At 69.1% G+C, this 19,389-nt stretch carries 17 protein-coding genes and 5 pseudogenes; 16 read left to right on the plus strand and 6 right to left on the minus strand.

All coding sequences use genetic code 11. The features are described from left to right. Window positions 1–213 precede the first annotated feature (213 nt). On the plus strand, window positions 214–792 hold the full coding sequence (locus ACFU8Q_RS25155) for a GrpB family protein (RefSeq protein WP_384457662.1): 579 nt from the start codon (window positions 214–216) through the stop codon (window positions 790–792). Between the two features lie 164 nt (window positions 793–956). On the opposite strand, the gene ACFU8Q_RS25160 is transcribed toward ACFU8Q_RS25155, so the two are convergent. Both ACFU8Q_RS25160 and ACFU8Q_RS25165 read right to left on the minus strand, forming a co-directional pair. Further along, a complete protein-coding gene (locus ACFU8Q_RS25160) occupies window positions 957–1,799 on the minus strand; it encodes an ABC transporter permease (RefSeq protein WP_384457664.1) in 843 nt (280 codons plus the stop codon). Between the two features lie 139 nt (window positions 1,800–1,938). Then, window positions 1,939–2,251: pseudogene (locus tag ACFU8Q_RS25165) on the minus strand (ATP-binding cassette domain-containing protein); the annotation flags it as partial. A 615-nt stretch (window positions 2,252–2,866) separates the two neighbouring features. Here ACFU8Q_RS25165 and ACFU8Q_RS25170 point away from each other — a divergent pair. The 6 genes and pseudogenes from ACFU8Q_RS25170 to ACFU8Q_RS25195 all read left to right on the plus strand — a co-directional run. Continuing rightward, entirely contained in the window at window positions 2,867–3,322 is a 456-nt protein-coding gene (locus ACFU8Q_RS25170) for a pyridoxamine 5'-phosphate oxidase (RefSeq protein ID WP_376346801.1), read from the plus strand. A gap of 48 nt (window positions 3,323–3,370) precedes the next feature. Then, entirely contained in the window at window positions 3,371–6,430 is a 3,060-nt protein-coding gene (locus ACFU8Q_RS25175; protein WP_384457666.1) for an amino acid adenylation domain-containing protein, read from the plus strand. 28 nt (window positions 6,431–6,458) lie between these two features. Further along, entirely contained in the window at window positions 6,459–7,676 is a 1,218-nt protein-coding gene (locus ACFU8Q_RS25180) for a cytochrome P450 (protein ID WP_384457668.1), read from the plus strand. A gap of 47 nt (window positions 7,677–7,723) precedes the next feature. Then, window positions 7,724–8,938, plus strand: a complete 1,215-nt coding sequence (locus ACFU8Q_RS25185; RefSeq protein WP_384457670.1) for a cytochrome P450 — start codon at window positions 7,724–7,726, stop codon at window positions 8,936–8,938. A gap of 247 nt (window positions 8,939–9,185) precedes the next feature. After that, a complete protein-coding gene (locus tag ACFU8Q_RS25190; RefSeq protein WP_384457690.1) occupies window positions 9,186–10,358 on the plus strand; it encodes an IS701 family transposase in 1,173 nt (390 codons plus the stop codon). After that, window positions 10,306–10,617 (plus strand): annotated as a pseudogene (locus ACFU8Q_RS25195) (ATP-binding protein); the annotation flags it as partial. The gene ACFU8Q_RS25190 and the pseudogene ACFU8Q_RS25195, both read left to right, overlap by 53 nt. 1 nt (window position 10,618) lies before the next feature. Here the strand turns inward: ACFU8Q_RS25195 and ACFU8Q_RS25200 are convergent. Both ACFU8Q_RS25200 and ACFU8Q_RS25205 read right to left on the minus strand, forming a co-directional pair. Continuing rightward, the gene (locus ACFU8Q_RS25200) at window positions 10,619–11,347 is read right to left on the minus strand and encodes a methyltransferase domain-containing protein (RefSeq protein WP_384457672.1); all 729 of its coding nucleotides are present in this window, start codon (window positions 11,345–11,347) and stop codon (window positions 10,619–10,621) included. Between the two features lie 162 nt (window positions 11,348–11,509). Beyond that, window positions 11,510–11,761: pseudogene (locus ACFU8Q_RS25205) on the minus strand (transposase); the annotation flags it as partial. A 126-nt stretch (window positions 11,762–11,887) separates the two neighbouring features. Here ACFU8Q_RS25205 and ACFU8Q_RS25210 point away from each other — a divergent pair. Next, window positions 11,888–12,022 (plus strand): annotated as a pseudogene (locus tag ACFU8Q_RS25210) (IS5/IS1182 family transposase); the annotation flags it as partial. A 63-nt stretch (window positions 12,023–12,085) separates the two neighbouring features. Here the strand turns inward: ACFU8Q_RS25210 and ACFU8Q_RS25215 are convergent. After that, complete coding sequence (locus tag ACFU8Q_RS25215) at window positions 12,086–13,009, minus strand: TIGR03620 family F420-dependent LLM class oxidoreductase (protein ID WP_384457674.1); 924 nt, start codon at window positions 13,007–13,009, stop codon at window positions 12,086–12,088. 157 nt (window positions 13,010–13,166) lie between these two features. On the opposite strand from ACFU8Q_RS25215, the gene ACFU8Q_RS25220 reads away from it, so the two are divergent. Together ACFU8Q_RS25220 and ACFU8Q_RS25225 are read left to right on the plus strand one after the other, a co-directional pair. Further along, complete coding sequence (locus ACFU8Q_RS25220) at window positions 13,167–13,646, plus strand: TetR/AcrR family transcriptional regulator (RefSeq protein WP_384457676.1); 480 nt, start codon at window positions 13,167–13,169, stop codon at window positions 13,644–13,646. Between the two features lie 15 nt (window positions 13,647–13,661). After that, window positions 13,662–13,871: a transposase gene (locus ACFU8Q_RS25225; RefSeq protein WP_384457692.1), complete on the plus strand. Its 210-nt coding sequence runs from the start codon at window positions 13,662–13,664 to the stop codon at window positions 13,869–13,871. Between the two features lie 104 nt (window positions 13,872–13,975). Here the strand turns inward: ACFU8Q_RS25225 and ACFU8Q_RS25230 are convergent, their stop codons facing one another. Next, on the minus strand, window positions 13,976–14,860 hold the full coding sequence (locus ACFU8Q_RS25230; protein ID WP_384457678.1) for a hypothetical protein: 885 nt from the start codon (window positions 14,858–14,860) through the stop codon (window positions 13,976–13,978). A gap of 599 nt (window positions 14,861–15,459) precedes the next feature. Here ACFU8Q_RS25230 and ACFU8Q_RS25235 point away from each other — a divergent pair. From ACFU8Q_RS25235 to ACFU8Q_RS25260, 6 genes and pseudogenes are all read left to right on the plus strand, one after another. Continuing rightward, the gene (locus ACFU8Q_RS25235) at window positions 15,460–15,744 is read left to right on the plus strand and encodes a hypothetical protein (RefSeq protein ID WP_384457680.1); all 285 of its coding nucleotides are present in this window, start codon (window positions 15,460–15,462) and stop codon (window positions 15,742–15,744) included. 402 nt (window positions 15,745–16,146) lie between these two features. Next, on the plus strand, window positions 16,147–16,431 hold the full coding sequence (locus tag ACFU8Q_RS25240; RefSeq protein WP_384457682.1) for a type II toxin-antitoxin system Phd/YefM family antitoxin: 285 nt from the start codon (window positions 16,147–16,149) through the stop codon (window positions 16,429–16,431). 419 nt (window positions 16,432–16,850) lie between these two features. Next, entirely contained in the window at window positions 16,851–17,153 is a 303-nt protein-coding gene (locus ACFU8Q_RS25245; protein ID WP_384457684.1) for an urease subunit gamma, read from the plus strand. A 15-nt stretch (window positions 17,154–17,168) separates the two neighbouring features. After that, window positions 17,169–17,480 (plus strand): urease subunit beta, encoded by a 312-nt coding sequence (locus tag ACFU8Q_RS25250; protein WP_384457686.1) that lies wholly within the window; start codon window positions 17,169–17,171, stop codon window positions 17,478–17,480. Further along, window positions 17,473–19,194, plus strand: coding sequence for an urease subunit alpha (locus ACFU8Q_RS25255; protein WP_384457688.1), 1,722 nt, complete (start codon window positions 17,473–17,475; stop codon window positions 19,192–19,194). The genes ACFU8Q_RS25250 and ACFU8Q_RS25255 overlap by 8 nt, the downstream gene beginning before the upstream one ends. Window positions 19,195–19,207: 13 nt before the next feature. Beyond that, window positions 19,208–19,389, plus strand: a pseudogene (locus ACFU8Q_RS25260) (urease accessory protein UreF); the annotation flags it as partial.

Genomic DNA, 19,389 nt, shown 5'->3' on the forward strand with positions numbered 1-19,389 from the left:
CGGCAAAGACCGCCCCACCCCCATTCCAGCCCGCTACACTCCCCACACCCAAGCCGTTGACCAGCACGAATGAAGAAGTCCGGCTGGAGTACTAGTACTCCAGCCGTAGATCGTGATCTTGTTCGTGTCGAGCGCGGGCGGTTCCATGGCGGGTTGCACGATGCGGTCCCGCCGTCTGCGGAGTCGCGCCACCGGAAGGTAGCGTCTGGCGACATGCCGTTTCCCGATGAGCGCGGTCAGGTTGCCGTGGTGGAATACCGGCCGCAGTGGCCGGCGGAGTTCGAGCTGCTTGCTGGGGTGTTGCGAGACGCGCTGGGTGACCTCGCGCTGGGGGTTGACCACGTGGGATCCACCTCGGTACCGGGCCTGCCGGCCAAGGACTGCATCGATGTGCAGGTGCGGCTGCGGTCGATCGACGAAGCGCGGGATGAACCGCTGCTCGCAGCGATCGGTTTCCGGTGCCGCCCGGAGCCGTGGAACCGCATCGAGGTCTCCGGCGGACAGCGGTGTCACAAACTCGTCTTCGCGCCGCCGATCGGCGCACGCTCGTGCAACGTCCACCTGCGGGAGGGCTCCGGACCCAATGCCCGCTTTGCCCTGCTGTTTCGGGACTACCTGCGTGCGGACGAGGACGCCCGTCGGGCATGGGGGGCCTTCAAGCAGCGGCTGGCGCTGAGCGTGCCGGACCTGTTGGACTACGGGCAGATCAAGGCCCCCGCCACGGAGGTGCTGATGGCGGCGGCCGAACGATGGGCCGCTGCAACCGGTTGGAGCGGCTCCGCGGCGTCTTGATCGAGTGCGCCGAGGACCCCGATCGCTGCCGGGCGGTCGGACTGGGCGACGACGCCGTCTTGGTCGATGTCGGCGCCGGGGGCCGGCCCCGTCCATCCCGACGCCCCACGGGCCCGCTTTCGACCGGGCCCAAAACCGCTTCCGTTCGGCCTCCCCTCGGCCGGTCAACCGGCCGCGACGCGGTACTTGCGCACCGACAGCCAGGAGAACAGCGCCAAAATCAGCAGCGACCAGAGTGCGGACGCCTCGACCGGATGCCGCATCGGCCAGGAGTGCGCGCCGTCGGCCCCGGGGTTGCCGAACAGTTTCCGGCAGGCCTGGACGGTCGCGCTGAACGGGTTCCAGTACGCGATCGCCTGCAGCCAGCCAGGCATGGTGTTCACCGGGACGAAGGCGTTGGAGAGAAAGGTGAGCGGGAAGAGCCAGATCAGGCCCGCCGAGGTGGCCGCCTCCGGGCTGCGCACCGACAGGCCGATCAGCGCCCCGATCCAGGAGAAGGCGTAGCCCAGCAGGAGCAGCAGCACGAAGGCGCCCAGTGCCTGGAGCACCCCGTGGTGCACCCGCCAGCCCACCAGCAGCGCCACCATCGCCAGCACCAGCAGGATGAAGGCGGTCTGCACCGCGTCGGCCAAGGTCCGCCCTGCGAGCACCGCTGAGCGCGCCATGGGCAACGAGCGGAAGCGGTCCACCAGGCCCTTGGTCATGTCCTCCGCGATACCGGCCGAGGCTCCGGCCACCGCGAAGGTAACCGTTTGGGCGAAGATCCCAGCCATCAGGAACTCCCGGTAGCCGCCGCCCGGTACCCTGATCGCGCCGCCCATCACGTACGTGAAGAGCAGCACGAACATCACCGGCTGCATCAGCCCGAAGACCACGATCTCCGGCATCCGGGTCATGCGGCGCAGGTTCCGCCGGGCGATCACCCAGGAATCGCGCGCCACCTGGACGACTCCGCCGCGCCGGTGCGCAATCGCGTGCTCTGCCGCTCCGGTGGTGTCGACTGCCATGGTCCTGCGTCCTTTCCGGGGTCGGCCTCCTCGGCCGCGTGCCCGGTGAGGGAGACGTCGTCGAGGGTGGGCCTGCGCGGGCCGATGTCGTCGATGACGATGTCACGCCCGCCCAGCTCGCAGATGACGTCGGCGAGTCGCCGACCATCTGAAGGTTCTCCCGGCCGATGAAGTGATCGTCGACCGCCGCGCATTTGCCGCATGCCGCAGAGGCCTATCGGGCTGCGGACCCCGTGGGGGTGCCTGCGCACGTCCGTCCCCGCGCCCCGGGCGCTGCCCGCGTCGGGCCGCAGCAGGGTGGTGAGCACCCACAGCGCGGTGCTCTTGCCAGAGCCGTTGGGGCCCGGCAGGCCCAGCACTGTCCGCTCCGGCACATCCAGATCGCCCCTGTCCGGAGCTCGTACGTCGCCGAAGGTCTTCACCAGGCCCTCTGCTCGAATGGCTGCCCCCATGTGCCTCTTTCTCCTGGTCTTCTTCCGGTCTTGTCCCGGTTCGCTGCCGAACAAGCAAGGCGGCCATCGATGACAACTGCCCTCTCATTCTGCTTTCCGGTGGGGAACGGCCCGGTGGCCGGCGTGTACCGCCAGGGCCACCGGCACCCCGACCGCCCGCGACGACGCGGATGGGCCGCCGCCCACCCCCCCACCAGGATGGGGCGCGCTTCCAGGCACCGCCCGGCGACGGCGAACGACAACCGCGGTGGGCATTTCGGTCCACAACTGCGGTGGGCATTCGGGCGCCCGAGCCTGATGCGGTCCGAGGTGTCGCCTCCTGCCGAGGACGCGGGAGGCGGGAATGCCCCGTGTTCGTCCGCCCGGGATGCGAACCGCCCGGGTCTGATGAAACTCTGGGAGAGGGCCCGACCGGCTTCCCGCGTCGGCTCAGCCGCCGGAATCCGCAGGCCGTCCGCATCGCCCGCGGATCACAAGAGCCCCAGGTCTGCCTCCGACGGCCGCCCTCCGGCCGGCTGGACGTCACCCGATCGGCCCGCACTCGCGCACGCACGCTCACACTCCCGCACAGGATCGACATCGTTCGCGATTCTCTGCTTGATCGAGGTGGTACCCGTGGATCTCAGGATGTCGGTCGAAGACCGGGAAGAGTTCCTTGCCGGCCTCCACGTGGGAATCCTGGGGGTGGACGATCCGCGCCACGGCGGGGGACCGCTGCTGGTTCCGCTCTGGTACTCCTACCGGCCCGGTGAGCTGGTGGCGATCCAGACCGGGCGGACGACGCTGAAAGCTCGCCTCATCCGCGACGCCGGGCGATTCAGCCTCTGCGCGCAGGACGAGTCGGCCCCGTACCGCTATGTGAGCGTGGAGGGGCCGGTGGTGGGCGTCGAGGATCCGCTGCCCCCGGCCGAGCACGAGGCGCTGGCCCACCGGTACCTGGACACGGACACCGCGTCGGCGTACCTGGCTGCCAATCGCGAGCAGCTGGCCGACAACATCCTCATCCGCATGCGACCCCAGACGTGGAGGACAGCCGACTTCTCCGCCTTTGCCGCGGAGTTCGAGACGTAGTCCTTCGGGCCGCAGGTGGTTCACGTGGAACAGAGACGGGATATCCCGATGGTCACTGACCCGATGACGCTTCCGGTGGCGGCTCGGAACACGGGGACGGTGGGGTATCCGCGCGATCACTGTCTGCATGAGCTGTTTGACGCTCAGGCGGAGCTCCGCCCGCGGGCGACCGCCTCCGTACAGCACGACCGCAGCATCAGCTACGGCGAGCTCAAGGCCCGCTCCGACGCGCTGGCCGCCCGGCTGCTGGATTCCGGGGTGCGCAACGGCGACGGGGTCGGCGTGTGCGGGGGCCGGTCTCTGGAAGCACTGGTGGCCTTTCTGGGCATCCTCAAGACCGGTGCGGCGTACGTTCCGCTCGACGACGCCTCACCGCCCGGGCGGCTGCAGGCGATGGCCGAGGACGCCGGGGTGCACACCGTGGTGACGCTGCCCGGCAGTGTCTGCCGCATCCGGCGGGTGCGTACCCGCATCGACCTGGGTGGGTCGGCGCCGACTGCGCCGGTCGCGGTCCCGCAGGCCGGGGTACTCCCCGGGGACTGCGCCTATGTGATGTTCACCTCCGGCTCGACGGGTCGTCCCAAACCTGTCGCGATTCCGCACTGCGGCGTGATCCGGTTGGCCGCCTCCGATCTGGTGTGGCAGCGGCCGCGGCCCGGTGAGCGGGTGTTGCACGCGTACGGCCTCTCCTCGGACGCCTCCACGATCGAGATCTGGCCCTCGCTGCTCGCCGGTGCCTGCGTGGTGATCGCCGACCAGGAGGAACTGCTGTCACCGGCCGCTCTGGAATCCCGGCTGCTGTCCGAGCGGGTCAGCATCGCCTATCTGACCACGGGGGTGTTCCACCACATCGGGCGCACCAGGCCGTCGGCACTGCGGTCCCTGCGGTTCGCCTCGGCCGGCGGCGAGGCGATGGATCCGGAGCTGGCCCGCGCGATACTGGTGGCCTGCCCGGACACCACCGTGGTCAACTTCTACGGTCCGACCGAGAACAGCGTGGTCTCCACCGCACACCTGGTGCACGATCTGCCTCCCGGGGCGACGGTGGTGCCGATCGGCCACCCGCTGGAGAACTCCACCTGCTACGTGGTGCGCGCGGACGGCACGCTCGCGGACGTCGGTGAGGAAGGTGAACTCCTCGTCGGCGGAGACGGGCTCGCACTGGGGTACCTCGGCGACCCCGAGCTGACCGCCGAACGCTTCGTCGACAACCTCTTCGAGCCCGGTACGCGGCTCTACCGCACCGGTGACCGGGTGGTCCGGCGCACGGACGGTGTGCTGGAGTACCGGGCGCGGGTGGACCGGCAGATCAAACTGCGCGGCCACCGCATCGAGCCGGACGAGATAGAGGCGCGGCTGCGGGCGAATGACGCAGTCGGCGAGGCCGTCGTCGAATTGGAGGGCGACAGCGTGATCGGATACGTGACACCGGCCCGGCCCGGTCAGGCGCTGCCGGTGGACCGCATCCGAGGCGGTCTCGCGGCGTGGCTGCCCGCAGCCGCGGTGCCCGCGCGGCTGGTGGAGGTCGGACAGTTCCCGGTGACCGCGGGGGGCAAGGTCGACCGTCGCCGGCTGCGCAGGCTGGCGGCCGCAAAGGCGGCCACCACTACGGCACCGGAGGGGCACCCGGGGCTCGGTCCGCAGGACTCGCTGGCGCAGGTGTGGCAGGTGGTGCTGGGTGTGCACCCGGCACCCGGTGACAGCTTCTTCGACATCGGCGGCGACTCCCTGCTGGCAGCCGAGGTCGTCACCCGCACGCTGGCCGCCTTCGACCTCGACGCCCGGCACGGCCGCACTCTGATCCACAGTCTGCTGCGCTCCCCCACCCTGGAGGACTTCACCGCCGCCGTCATCACCCTCACCGCTGTCAAGGACCAGCAAGCCGAAGGGGCTGCCGACGTCGGCGCTGTGGATTTCCGTGCCGAGGCGCGGTTGGGCTTCACCCTGCCGCCGCGGCGCGCACCGGAGCCGGGCTGGCAACATCCCCAGGATGTGCTGCTGACCGGCGCTTCCGGCTTCGTCGGCGCCTTCCTGCTGGATCGGCTGCTGCGTCGCACCGGCGCCCGCGTGCACTGCCCGGTGCGCAGCCGCGACTGTGCGCACGCCCGGCAGAAGGTGATGCGGAACCTGGCCCGCTTCGGCCTCGCCACCGCGGAAGCTGCCGACCGCGTCGTGTGCTTCCCCGCAGACCTCACCGAGCCCGGCCTCGGCCTGGAACCAGGCCGCGCCGAGGAGCTCGCCGACGCCCTCGACCTGGTGATCCATTCGGCCGCGCAGGTCAACTTCCTCTACCCGTACGAGGCGATGCGCCGCGCCAACGTGGAGGGCACCAGGCAACTCATACGTCTGGCGGCCGGGCGGGCCGTGCCCGTGCACTTCCTTTCCACCATCGCGGTCCTGGCCGGTTTCGGCACCGTCGGCGTGCGGCACGTGGACGAGGACCTGCCGCTCGATCACGCCGACCGGCTCACGATGGGCTACGCCGAGAGCAAGTGGGTGGCCGAAGAGGTGCTGCGCGACGCCGCGGCCCAGGGTCTGCCGGTGGCGGTCTACCGGCCGTACGAGATCACCGGTGACCGGCACACCGGCGCATGCAACACCGACACCGCGATCTGCTCGCTGTTCAAGACGATTACCGAGACCGGGCTGGCCCCCGACATCCCGCTGCCGCTGGACTTCGTCCCGGTGGACTTCCTCACCGACGCGGTGATACACATCGCCACCGCGCATCGCGCCACCCGCCGGACCTACCACATGACCAACCCCCGCCCGGCGAGCCTGCACGACATGCTCGACCGGATGGACGCGGGCGGCCACCGGATCCACCGGCTCCCCTACGAGGAGTGGGTGGGCGAACTCGTCCGCCATGTGGCGCAGCACCCCACGAGCCCCACCGCCCCGTTCGTCTCACTGTGTGTGGACCGCTGCAAGCAGGCGGACATGTCCGTCAAGGAGATGTACTTCGAGGGCACATTCCCGACCGTGGGGCGTGCCAACGTCGAGCGTGACCTGGCCGCCACGGGCCTGCGCTGCCCGCCTGTCGACGCGGAACTCCTGGACCGCTACCTGGAGTACTTCTACACCACCGGCTACATCGAGCGCCCGTAGCCGGCGCAACCTCGGAAGAGGAGCGAGCATGACCCCACAGCCACCCAGCGCCCCCGGCCCCGAGGCGGATGTCCTGGACTTCCCGCTCCCGCCGCCGGGCACCATGGGGCCTCCTGAGAAGTGCGCGCAGCTGCGCGAAAGCTGCCCCATGGCCAGGGTCAGACTGCCGATGGACGCGACCGCCTGGTACGCCACCCGGCACGAGGACGTCCGGGAGCTGCTCGCGGACCCCCGGCTGATCAGGCCGACCATCAATGACTGGCCTTCCCGCCCCGGGCAGACCGCCGACGACGGGCCGCGCCTGGTCACGATCGCGGAAATGGACGGCCCCCGGCACGCAGCCCTGCGCCGGGCCCTGGCCCGGCCCTTCAGCTCCCGGGCCGTGCGGGGCCACCTGCCGCGCATCCGGCAGTCGGCCGACCGGCTGCTGGAAGCGTTCCAGAAGGGCGGCAGGCCCGGCGATCTGGTTGCCGGGTTCACCGCCCCCTTCCCCCTGCTCGTGCTGTGCGACCTGGTGGGCATTCCTTTCGAGGACCGGGACTGGTTCCTTCCGGTGCTGGATGCGGCCCTCAGCGGGATGGTGACCGTGCAGGAGGGGCGCCGGGTCACCGATCTGCTGGACGAGTACGTGGCCGGACTGATCACCCAGAAGCGAAACCGGCCCGGTGACGACGTCCTGACCCAACTGATCCGCGACTGCGACGACGGAGCGCTGACCCATGACGATGTGATGGCCTTCGGGCTGTCCATGCTCACCGTCGGCTTCGGCATCAGCAGCTTCTTCCTGGCCAACTCGGTGCACACCCTGCTGGACCGGCCGGACCAGTGGGCCCGCCTGCGTGACAACCGGGAAATGATGCCCGGCGCGGTGGAGGAGTTCCTGCGCTTCATGCCGGTGATGAATGGCACCCTGATCCTCCTGGCCACCGAGAACATCGGACTGCACGGGCAGACGATCCGCAAGGGCGACGCCGTCATCCCCGTGCCGGGCTCCGCCAACCGCGACGAGCGGATCTTCGCCGATGCCGACCGGCTCGACCTGCGCCGGACCGGAAACGGCCATCTCGCCTTCGGCCGGGGGACCCACAACTGCCTCGGCGCCCACCTGGCACGCGCCGAACTGACCGTGGGACTGCAGGCGTTGCTCGACCGCTTCCCCCGGCTGCACCCGGCCGAAGGACAGGAACCCACCTGGGACGACGAATCCGTGACCAAGTCACCGCTGTCCCTCCCGGTCAGCTGGTGAACCCGGCCCACCCGGCCACCCCGCACACGACCAGGGGAGCACCGACCGTGAGCAGGACACCGCCAGAACCCGTCATCGGCACGTTCGTCATCGACATGCCCCTCCCGCCACCGGGCACCATGGGGCCGCCCACGCAGTACGGGTGGCTGCGCCGGGAGTGCCCGCTGGCCGAGGTCCGGCTGCCGATCGAGGCCACCGCCTGGTACGCCACCCGGTACGAGGACGTCCGGGACCTGGTCGCGGACCCCCGGCTGATCAGGCCGACCATCAACGACTGGCCGCCCCGGCCCGACCGGGCCGTCGACGACGAACCGGGCCTAATCACGTTGATGGAACTGGAGGGCTCCCGGCACGCGGCCCTGCGCCGGGCCCTGGCCGAGCCGTTCAGCGTCCGCTCCATCCGGCGCCGACTGCCGCACCTGAGGCAGTCGGCCGACCGGCTGCTGGAGGAGTTCGTCGACGGTGGGCAACCCGGCGACCTGGTCGCCGGGTTCCTGGAGCCCTTCCCGCTCCTGGCCATGTGCGATCTGGTGGGCATCCCCTACGAGGACCGCGCGTACTTCCTGCCCAGGGCGGATGCCGCCCTCGGGGCCATGGTCACCCTGGACGAGGGCCGCGAGGTAACCGCCCAACTGCGCGGGTACATGTCCTCGCTGCTCGACCGCAAGCGACGAATGCCCGCCGACGACATCCTCACCGGGTTGGTCCACGCGTGCGGGCACGGCACCCTGGACGGGGAGAGCGTGGTGGACTTCGGGCTCTCCATGCTGGTCGCCGGCTACCGGACGAGCACCATGTTCCTGGCCGACGCTGTGGTGGCCCTGCTGACGGTGCCGGGTCAGTACGCCCGGCTGCGCGACGATCGCGGCCTCATGCCCGGCGCGGTGGATGAACTTCTGCGCTACATACCGGTCATGAACGGTGTCGTGGTCCTCCAGGCCATAGAAAAATTCGAGTTGCACAACCGGAGGATCCACGCGGGCGACGCCGTGCTGCCCGTCCTCGCCGCGGCCAACCGCGACGAGCGGGTGTTCGCTGACGCCGAACGGCTCAACCTGTGCCGCGCGGACAACCCTCACCTCACCTTCGGCCGAGGAGCACACAACTGCCTCGGCGCACACCTGGCGCGGGCCCAGATGACCGTGTGCCTGGAGGCGCTCTTCGAACGCTTCCCGGACCTGCACCTGCCCCATGGACACCCCCCCACCTGGGACGACGCATCCCCCAGCAAGTCACCCCTCACCCTCCCCGTCGGCTGGTGAGCGGCTCTCTACCGAAGTCACCCCCTGCCCGTCCGACGGATCACCGTGCCGGTAGGCCCTCGGGCGTGAGGGACGACCGAGGGCGGCGGACCGGCTGACGTCGAGAGGGCCGCGCGGGAGCGGATCAGGCTGCTGACCATGGAACGCTTCGAGCGCGACGAGAAGGACCGGGAGATCGCGGCCGCGCTGCGGGTGAGTGACAGTCCGGTGCAGCGGTGGCGCCGGGCCCGCCGTGAGCGAGGCGAGGCTGAGGTGCTGCCGAAGGTTTTCGCCTGGCCGCCCGAGGCGCGCAAACCACCTCTCAGACCTGCCGCGCAAGAACTGCTGGACCATCGCCGAGTGGGCCGGCGAGGCCACCCCGCACGGCATGCAGCACCTGCTCGGGAGAGCCAAGTGGGACGCGGACGCCGTCCGCGACGACGTGCGCGACTACGTGGTGGAGCACCTGCACGACGACCAGGCGGTGCTGGTGGTCGACGAGACCGGCGACGTGAAGAAGGGCACCGGCACGGTCGGCGTCCAGCGCCAGTACACCGGCACCGCGGGCAGAATCGAGAACGCCCAGGTTGCTGTCTACCTGGTCTACGCAGGTCAGCGTGGGCATGCCGCGGTGGACCGGGAACTGTACGTTCCACGTTCCTGGACCTCCGACCCCGGCCGCTGCCTCGCCGCCGGACTCGGCAAGGAGACGTCATTCGCCACCAAGCCGGAGCTGGCCGCACGCATGGTCGCCCGGTTCCTGGACGCCGGCCACCGGGCCGCATGGGTTGCGGGCGACGAGGTCTACGGCGGCAACCCCAAGCTGCGAGGCGTGCTGGAGGAACGCGGCACCGGCTACGTCCTCGCGGTGGCATGCTCGCACGAAGTCACCACCGGCGGGGGGAAGTTCCGCGCCGACGCCCTGGCCAAGAAGGTACCCAAGCGGGCCTGGCAGAAGCTGTCCGCAGGGACCGGGGCGAAGGGCCACCGCTTCTACGACTGGGCCGTCATCGACCTCGCCGACCCCGCCCCCGGCAGTCGGCAGTTGCTGATCCGCCGCAACCGCACCACCGGCGAACTGGCGTACTACCGCTGCTACTCGCCCCGCCCGGTGCCGCTGGCCGAGCTGGTGCGCGTCGCTGGATCAAGGTGGCGGGTGGAGGAGTTCTTCCAGGCCGGAAAGGGCCTGGCCGCACTGGACGAGCACCAGGTCCGCCGCTACGCATCCTGGTCGCGCTGGGTCACCCTGGCCATGCTCGCGCACGCCTTCCTCGCCATCGTCCGAGCAGACGAACACGCCCGTCATCCCGCATCCGACGCCCGCATACCGCTCACCTGCAACGAGATCCAGCACCTGTTGTTTCTCGGATCTCCTGACGTGAGTGGGGCTGAACAAGACCATCGCCCGCTACGGACGCGTCGACCTCCTCTGCATCGATGAGCTCGGCTACATGGAGCTCGACCGTCACGGCGCTGAACTCCTCTTCCAAGTGCTGACCGAAGGTGAGGAGAAGAACAGCGTCGCCATCGCCTCCAACGAGTCTTTCGGCGACTGGACCAAGACCTTCACCGACCCGCGCCTCTGCGCGGCCATCGTCGACCGCCGCACCTTCAATGGCACCATCATCGAGACCGGCACCGACTCCTATCGCCTCGCCAGCACCCGAGCACGAGCCGAAGCCCCCGCCAGGGCTGGCTGAATCAGCGGGAGCAGATCACGCTGACGACAGTGAACGATGCGTAGAACGGCCCGTTGGAGAGGCCGGTGAACCAGCGATGGCCGCGGTCTCGGTCGATGCGGCCCTCATTGATGGCTTTCTGCATGTTGCGGCCGAGGCCCAGAGTATGGTCCGCGTCTTGAAAGTCACGGAAGATCGGCGTCGTGGCGAGCACAGCTTCGACGGAGAAGCCTGCCTGTTCGGCGAAACGCGCAAGGCTACGTCCGATGGTCGCGTGGCGGACCATTTCTGCAGTGGTATAGCGGGTGAAGGCGCGGCTCGTCTCAAGATCCTCAGCATCAACGATCAGGGTGTCCCAATCGGGTTCGGCAAGGCCGATCCGCGCACGTGGCCGCGTTGCACGATGGAGCTGCACAAGAGCATCCGCGGGTTCGGCAACGTGCATGAGGACTCGGTCAATCTTGGCCCGATCCACCGTGCCCGGCTCGACGGGGAGAGCGTGCACGTCGCCTTCACGGATCTCTACCCGGTGCAGACCGGTCGTGCGTTCGCGGGCCTGGGCGAGCATGGCCGGGTCACGGTCGACGCCGATCACCGTGCCCCTGTCCCCTACACGCTCCGCCAGCGCTGGCAAGTCCGTGCCCGGACCGCATCCCACGTCCAGGACAGTCTGCCCCTCCTGGGGATCCAGCAAGTCGAGCAACTGCTGCTTGTACACACGGCCGGCATCGCCGGCCGCAGCCCGCAGCATGTAGGAAGCCTGATCAGGCCGGGGCACCCCAAGAGTCGATGACATACAGGCCAGTCAAACACCCCGTTCCCCACCTGACGTCATTTCTCGTCAACATCCACGATCCCCGAGATCATCAACTGCCGCCCGAACCCGCAGACAAACGCTGCTGCTGAAACTGAACAAAGCCACCCGGCCCGAGCTGGTGGCGTAGGCGGCGAACACACCTATCTGGCAGTTGTCGATCTTCCCCGAGGTGCCGGTGTACTGCCGCCCCACCCCGGCCGAGGTGGGGCCTTTCTTGACGAACCCGGTGTCATCGATGATCAGTACCCCGCCCGGACCGAGCCGCTCCGCGGCGTAGTCCCGCACGTCGTCGCGAACGGCATCGGCGTCCCAGCGGGCACCGTTCAGCAGGTGCTGCAGGGCCGCCGGATCGGCATGGAGACCGTGAGGTGCTGGCGGCGATCGTGTTCGTGGCAACCTCTGGGTGCACGTGGCAGCAGTTGCCCGCCGCGTCGTTCGGGCCGTCCGGGGCTACGGCGCACCGCCGTCCGCTCCCGCCGAGGCCCTCGCCGGCGCCGACCCGGCAAGCTCCACGCCGACAAAGGCTACGACTACCGCCACCTTCGGCAATGGCTCTCGCGACGCGGAATCCGGCATCGGATCGCCCGCAAGGGCATCGAGACTTCCCAGTGTCGGCGTACAAGCTCATGCGCAGGGCGAAGTACGAGATCACGTGCCAAGGCGGGGCGTCACTCATGCTGTGTGGTGGGGCAGGAGAGCAGCGGCAAGTTCGCGCCACTCGTGCTCGGGCAGAGAGGTGGTGTCGGCGGTGAGTACTTGCAGGCAGACGTGGTCAGCTCCTGCGTCGAGGTGCTCCTGAACGCGTCGGCGGATTGCTTCTACTTCCCCATAGGCAACGATCGCATCCACCAGTCGACGGCTCGGTCCGCCGACGATGTCCTCGTCGTTGAAGCCGAGTCGTCGAACGTTCGCTTCCTGATGCGGTGCCGAGAGGTATCCGGCGACGTGTGCCTTGGCCACTTGGCGGGCGAGGCTCAGGTCGGTGTCGAGCACCACTGCCTGCTCCACAGCGAGGAAGGCGTTCGGTCCCATGATCTGGCGCGCCTGTTCGGTGTGCTCGGTGGACACGAAGTAGGGGTGCGCGCCCCAGGTGTGTTCGGCGGCCAGCTGAAGCATCTTCGGACCGAGGGCGGCCAGTACGCGGCGCGGAGCCGGGTCCGCTATGGGGCCGTGGGCGGGTACCGCATCCATGGCCTGCAGGTAGGCGCGCATGGTGGTCACCGCTCTGCCGCGGGCCGGTACGGGGTAGCCGTCCAGGTCGTGGACGGTGTCGTCGACGCGATGTCCGCCCAGGCCGAGTACGTAACGTCCGGGGAACGCCTCGCCCAGCGCACGTGTCGCGGTAGCGGTGGCGATCGGGTCCCGGAACGCGATGTTGGCGATGCCGGAGGCGACGACGATGCGCTGTGTCGCCGACAGTAACAGCCACGCCTGGCCCACTGTGTCGCGGCCGAACGCCTCCCCGTACCAGATGGCCCCGTAACCCAACTCCTCGATCTCCGCGGCCGATTCCCGTACCCGACCGGCAGGCTGGCCCTCGTAGGCGAAGGTCCAGATCCCGACTCGTCCCAGCTCGATTTGCCCGCTGTCCGTCATCCGCACTCCTCAGGCCATGCATTCCGGAGAGGTTCTCCGCTTGGCGGACGCTAGTATACGGAGAGGTGCTCCGCTTAACTGCCCCGAACTCGACCGAAAGACGGGACGATGACGACCACACACGGGCACGTCCCCGCGCGACGATCGCGGCGTACCGATGCGCGACTCAAACGAGGTCGCCCGCCGAGCCGGCGTCGGCCCGGGGACCTTGTACCGTCACTTCCCGAACCGCTCCGCCCTGCTGACCGCGGTCCTCAGGGACCGGATCGAGACGCTGTGCGTGCTGGCCGAGACGCTGTCCTCCTCGGACTCCGCCGACGATGCGCTGACGCAATGGCTGCGCGCGTTCCTCGTCCATGCCAGGGTCAACCAAGGGCTGGGGGGCGCGTTGATGGTTGAAGAGCCGGTCGCGCTGGAGCTCGACTGTCATCGGCTGATCCTGGACGCGGCAGCCGATCTTCTTGCCCAGGCCCAGCGGCGGGGAACGGCGCGCGCCGATCTGACCGCCGATGACCTGGTCCAACTTGTCGTCGGGATTGCGCTGTCCACAGCCCGCAGTCACGACGCGGAACAGCCCGACCGGCTGCTCACTCTGGTGCTTGATGCCACGTACGGGACACCGCTTCAGAACGAGTGATCGCAGCGATGTCCTCTGCGCGTCAGCTTGTACCTGCCTGTGTACATCAGCTCGTACACCGACACCCAGCGGCTCGGACGGCACCGGTGGACCATCGAACGCACCATGGCCTGGCTCGCCGGCTGCCGCCGACTCCGCCGCCGCTGCGAACGCAAGGCCGAGCACTTCCTGGCGTTCACCAGCATCGCCTGCACCCTCATCTGCTACCGCAGACTCGCCAAATGAGATGACTTCTTAGGACAACCCGAGGGCACGGCGCTCTGCAGTCCACGGCGCCCGGCTCCCCACCCATCGTGTGGTCTTGCCTGGCGTGTCATCGTATCTGGCGGTTAGTCCGGAAAGCCTGCGTGCGCAAGTTCGGGAACACTAGGGCTGGTGGCCGGGGCGATCCTCGCGTTCTCGCCGCGGGTCATCTGATGGAGCCACTCGAGGCTGCGGGCTGTCGGACAGCAGCGCGATACAGCAAGGCGCGAATGGCGGGAGCTGTAGCACGAGGAGGAGGTGTGGAGGGTGGCGAAGTTGTCCCGGATGACGAGGTCGCCCTGATTCCAGCGGTGGCTGTAGGCATACGGCGGTGTCAGGCCGGGGAAGCCGCCGACGGTGTAGCGGCGGTCGGTGCGGGTGTCCACATCCCCGAAGCAGCTGGCAGCAGTCCGGAGATCGGCGTGGTTCAGGTGTTGCCCGGGCACGATCAGCAGCCGGTGCCGGTGCAGGGCTCGCGCCAGTTGAGGCGCAAGGTCTGCCGCGTCGGTGGCGAGGTTGCAGTCGACGACGGCGCCGAAGCCGCTGTCGTCGAGCGGGTGCAGCGACAAGGACATCGCGGCTCCTTTCCGGGGTGGGGGCGGTCGGAACTGGGCCGACTGCTGGAAGACGGTGATTTCCTTGACGCCGGAGGCGGCCATGCACAGCCGCTCGACGCCGATGCCGAGCCCGACGCTGCCGGCCGGCACAAGCCCGGCGTCGATCGCCTTCCACGCCAGGGCCTGCTCGTCGTCGTACAGGTCCGCAACGCGTGCTCGCTGTACGAAGGCGTCCCCGTCCGGCTCGTCCTCGTAGCCGTGGACGACCTCGATGCCGTCGACCAGGGGCTCGAACCGGTTCAGGACGGCGACCATGCCGGGGGAGAGGCGGGCGCACGGCTCGTCCCCGCCGACCGGGTATCCGGTCAGGAAGACCGCGGCGCCGGCGCTCTGGGCCTCCAGCTCGTGTTCCACGAACTGCCCCAGCACCGTCTTGAACGGGCACGTCTGTACCCAGTCCCTGGTGCGCGGCCATCCGGGCCGGCAGGTCCCCCGAGCAGGATCGCGACTGTCAGTTGGACCAGCACCCCCGCGCGGTCCCGCCAGCCGACCGCCGTACTGGACGGCAGCACCTTCGCCAGCGCCTGCGTGAGCCCTGCGCGGTCCGCGCACCGGCGCAGCAACACCGCTCAGGCATGCCCGATCAGCCTCTTCCCGTCGGCCACCACCGACAATCGACGGTCCCACCCTGTACTCTCGACCACCAGAAAGGTGCCTTGCTCTCTGTAGCGGATACGAACTAGACACTCGCATCCTCGCAGGTCAACGGCACCTTTTTGCTATCGGGGCGTCAGATCGCCCAATTCCGCTGAATACCCAGGGCTGGAGCCGGTCCATGGCGCTGGTGATCACGGATGTCCAGGTCCTGGAGACGCTCGCCGGCCCTCCGCCTGGCCTCTACGACCCCGCCGGACCGGGCAAGCTGCTGGTCGCGATTTTCGCGGCGATGGCGGAGACCGAGCGGGAGAACAGTCCGCGAGTCGACGCTGGAAGGGCTCGACACCGCCTTACGCATGGGCGAGTACGGCGGTCGGCCGCCGGTCATCACCGACGACATGCTCCACACCGTGCTGCGGCGCCAGGCGAACGGGGAGTCAGTCGAGCAGATCCAGCCCGACCTGAACGCCCCCACCGGCAAGCGCAAGGGACAGAGCCCGTCCGTGGCCAGCATCTACCGGGCGCTCGCCGAGCACGCCAAGCGCGAGGCATACCCTGAAGCCGTCGAGCAGGCCCACGCCGACATCGCTAGCCTGGAAGGCGGCGAAGTCCCCGGACCCCGCCGCACTCTCCGTGGCTGAGCGTCACTCTGATTGCAGAGAGTTACTTGCCGCTTCCCGGCAACTTCGGGAGAACAGGGCACACGTGGCGGCGGGCGGGGGCGACGCTGCTTGTGGGACCAAACTGAGGCTGTGCGCGCGGTATGTCGGTCTCGGTGAGCCGCCCGCCGACGCCTTCGGGCTGGCCGGGGGACCTCACGGCCAGGACGTCTGGCTGCACCAGCCCGATCGCGTCATGTGAGGCGTCGATCCCCGCTGAGGCCCGCCAGGATTCAGGGCGACCAGAACACTCTTCGCCTCACCTCGTCTCACACATCTCTCACAGACGAGAGCGCACGGGAGCACACGGGAGCCTCTGACCTGGACAATCGTTGTTGCCATGGACCACGGCGGACCAGGTGGGCATTACATAAGCTAGGGAGCATGGCCTACGAGATTCCGGTGACGCAAGCCCGAGCTGAGCTCGCCGAACTGATCAACCGCGTCGTCTACGGCGGCGAGCGAGTGGTCGTGACGCGGCACGGTAAGCCGCTCGTGGCACTCGTTTCGGCCGCTGACCTGGAGCGACTCGAAAACGAGGGGACGGCGACCGAGGAACAGGTGATCAGCTCGGTCTCCTCGATCGGCGCCTCCGTGTCCGCTCCCGGCGAACGGCGGCGTTTCGGCATCGCGGCGGAACACCGGGGGCATCCCGAGCCGGGAGCCTGAGCGCCGCACCGACGGCCCGTAACACGGAATGCGGCAGCGCCCCCAGACGTGGCGGGCTTCCGGGGGTGCCGCGGCATGCATGAACGGGCGTCAGGAGCCGCAAGGGGCGGCTCCGGGGCGCAGGCCGCCGATGCGCTGCTCGGCCGGGTGCTGCGTGGGCTGTCCACGGGCGGGGTGTGCGGTGCCGCCTGCGTGGTTGGCGGTTCACCGCTGTCCTCGTGCGGGTGTGGTCCGAGACCCTGTGCGGCTCGATGCTCATGGATCTGCAAAAGATCAGTTAACGCGCCGGAAAAACTTCGGCCCTAACGTGCAATACCTTGCCGCGAGACTCCTGTTCGGTCTTCAACGGTTTGTTGAAGGCGGCTAGTGTCTCGCTGCGCCCAGGGCCGGTACTGGGCACAGGACTGTGAGGTGGAAGCATGCAACTGACCCCGCATGAGCAGGAACGCCTGCTCATCCATGTTGCTGCCGATGTGGCTGCGAAGCGACGCTTGCGCGGACTGCGGCTCAACCACCCCGAGGCGATCGCCCTGATCACCTCGCATCTGCTGGAGGGCGCCCGCGACGGCCGTACGGTCTCCGAGCTGATGGCGTCGGGCCGCAAGGTGCTCTCCCGTGACGACGTCATGGACGGGGTGGCCGAGATGATCCACGACGTCCAGGTCGAGGCCACCTTCCCGGACGGCACCAAACTCGTCACCGTCCACGAGCCGATCGTCTGACGGGAGGTGCCACCGGTGATTCCCGGAGAGATCCTGTACGCGGACGGGCCCGTGCCGTTCAACGAGGGCCGTCCCGTTACCCGCCTCACCGTTCTCAACTCCGCCGACCGGCCCGTCCAGGTCGGTTCGCACTACCACTTCGCCGAGGCGAACCCAGGTCTGGAATTCGACCGTTCGGCCGCCCACGGCCTGCGTCTCAACGTCGCCGCCGGAACGGCCGTGCGCTTCGAACCCGGCATACCCGTCGACGTCGAACTCGTCCCCCTCGCCGGACGGCGCATCGTCCCCGGTCTGCGCGGCGAGACCGGAGGTGCTCTCGATGGCTGAACTCGACCGTGCCGTCCACGCCGACCTGTTCGGCCCCACGACCGGCGACCGCATCCGGCTCGCCGACACCGATCTGCTCGTCGAGATCGAGGAGGACCGCTCGGGCGGCCCCGGACTCGCCGGCGACGAAGCGGTGTTCGGCGGCGGCAAGGTGATCCGCGAATCGATGGGCCAGGCCCGCACCACGCGTGCCGAAGGCTCCCCCGACACCGTCATCACCGGCGCCGTGATCATCGACCACTGGGGCATAGTCAAGGCGGACATCGGCATCCGCGACGGCCGGATCACCGGGATCGGCAAGGCCGGAAACCCGGACACCATGGACGGTGTCCACCCCGACCTGGTCATCGGTCCCGAGACCGAAATCATCGCGGGCAACGGCAAGTTCCTCACCGCGGGCGCCATCGACACCCATGTCCACTTCATCTCGCCGACCCTGATCGACCAGGCGCTCTCCTCCGGGATCACCACCCTGGTCGGCGGCGGCACCGGTCCGGCCGAGGGCACCAAGGCCACCACCATCACCCCGGGCCCCTGGCACCTTGCCCGGATGTTCGAGGCGCTGGAGGCGTACCCCGTCAACATCGGTCTGCTCGGCAAGGGCAACACCATGTCGCGCGAGGCCATGCACTCCCAACTGCGCGCCGGTGCACTCGGATTCAAGATCCATGAGGACTGGGGCGCCACCCCAGCCGTCATCGACGCCTGCCTGAGCGTCTGCGAGGAGACGGGCGCCCAGCTCGCCATCCACACCGACACCCTCAACGAGGCCGGTTTCGTCGCCGACACCCTGGCCGCCATAGCCGGGCGCTCCATCCACGCGTACCACACCGAGGGTGCGGGCGGCGGGCACGCCCCGGACATCATCGGCGTCGTCTCGGAGCCGTACGTCCTGCCCAGCTCCACCAACCCGACGCGGCCGCACACCGTCAACACCATCGAGGAACACCTCGACATGCTGATGGTCTGTCACCACCTCAACCCGGCAGTGCCGGAGGACCTCGCCTTCGCGGAATCGCGGATCCGGCCGTCGACCATCGCGGCCGAGGACATCCTCCACGACCTCGGGGCCATCTCGATCATCTCGTCCGACTCCCAGGCGATGGGCCGCATCGGCGAGGTCGTCCTGCGTACCTGGCAGACCGCCCATGTGATGAAGAGGCGGCGCGGCGCACTGCCCGGCGACGGGCAGGCCGACAACCGCCGAGTGCGTCGTTATGTCGCCAAATACACCATCAATCCGGCGGTCGCCCAAGGCCTCGACCAGGAGATCGGATCGGTGGAGACGGGCAAGCTCGCCGATCTGGTGCTGTGGGAACCGGCGTTCTTCGGCGTCAAACCGCAGACCGTCATCAAGGGCGGCCAGATCGCGTACGCACAGTTGGGCGACGCCAACGCCTCCATCCCGACCCCGCAACCGATTCTGCCCCGGCCGATGTTCGGCGCGGTCGGACGTTCCCCCGCGGCCAATTCGGTCAACTTCGTGGCGAGCGCGGCCATCCAGGACGGGCTGCCCGAACGCCTCGGTCTCGGGAAGCGGTTCGTGCCGATCACCAGCACGCGCGGCGTCACCAAGGCCGACATGCGGGAGAACGATGCACTGCCGCGGGTCCATGTCGACCCCGACAGCTTCGCCGTGACGATCGACGGCGAACCGGTCGAGCCGGCACCGGCCGCCGAACTGCCCATGACCCAGCGCTACTTCCTCTTCTGATGCGGACCCTGTGATGAGCCGCGCAGCTCTGCTCGTCCTCGCCGACGGCCGGTTCCCCGCCGGTGGCCACGCCCACTCCGGGGGTGCCGAGCCGGCCGTGCGGGACGGACGCATCCGCAACGCCGAGGACCTCGCAGAATTCTGCCGCGGCCGACTGCACACCACCGGGCTCACGGCCGCCGCGCTCGCCGCGGC

Origin of the sequence: Streptomyces sp. NPDC057543 (assembly GCF_042801895.1) — a bacterium.
GTDB lineage: Bacteria > Actinomycetota > Actinomycetes > Streptomycetales > Streptomycetaceae > Streptomyces.

Excerpts from the sequence above, each read along its gene's own strand:
- ACFU8Q_RS25155 (WP_384457662.1), top strand. The coding sequence starts at position 214 with ATGCCGTTTCCCGATGAGCGCGGTCAGGTTGCCGTGGTGGAATACCGG.
- ACFU8Q_RS25160 (WP_384457664.1), bottom strand. The coding sequence starts at position 1,799 with ATGGCAGTCGACACCACCGGAGCGGCAGAGCACGCGATTGCGCACCGG.
- ACFU8Q_RS25175 (WP_384457666.1), top strand. The coding sequence starts at position 3,371 with ATGGTCACTGACCCGATGACGCTTCCGGTGGCGGCTCGGAACACGGGG.
- ACFU8Q_RS25180 (WP_384457668.1), top strand. The coding sequence starts at position 6,459 with ATGACCCCACAGCCACCCAGCGCCCCCGGCCCCGAGGCGGATGTCCTG.
- ACFU8Q_RS25200 (WP_384457672.1), bottom strand. The coding sequence starts at position 11,347 with ATGCTGCGGGCTGCGGCCGGCGATGCCGGCCGTGTGTACAAGCAGCAG.
- ACFU8Q_RS25215 (WP_384457674.1), bottom strand. The coding sequence starts at position 13,009 with ATGACGGACAGCGGGCAAATCGAGCTGGGACGAGTCGGGATCTGGACC.
- ACFU8Q_RS25220 (WP_384457676.1), top strand. The coding sequence starts at position 13,167 with ATGCGCGACTCAAACGAGGTCGCCCGCCGAGCCGGCGTCGGCCCGGGG.
- ACFU8Q_RS25235 (WP_384457680.1), top strand. The coding sequence starts at position 15,460 with ATGGGCGAGTACGGCGGTCGGCCGCCGGTCATCACCGACGACATGCTC.
- ACFU8Q_RS25240 (WP_384457682.1), top strand. The coding sequence starts at position 16,147 with ATGGCCTACGAGATTCCGGTGACGCAAGCCCGAGCTGAGCTCGCCGAA.
- ACFU8Q_RS25245 (WP_384457684.1), top strand. The coding sequence starts at position 16,851 with ATGCAACTGACCCCGCATGAGCAGGAACGCCTGCTCATCCATGTTGCT.
- ACFU8Q_RS25255 (WP_384457688.1), top strand. The coding sequence starts at position 17,473 with ATGGCTGAACTCGACCGTGCCGTCCACGCCGACCTGTTCGGCCCCACG.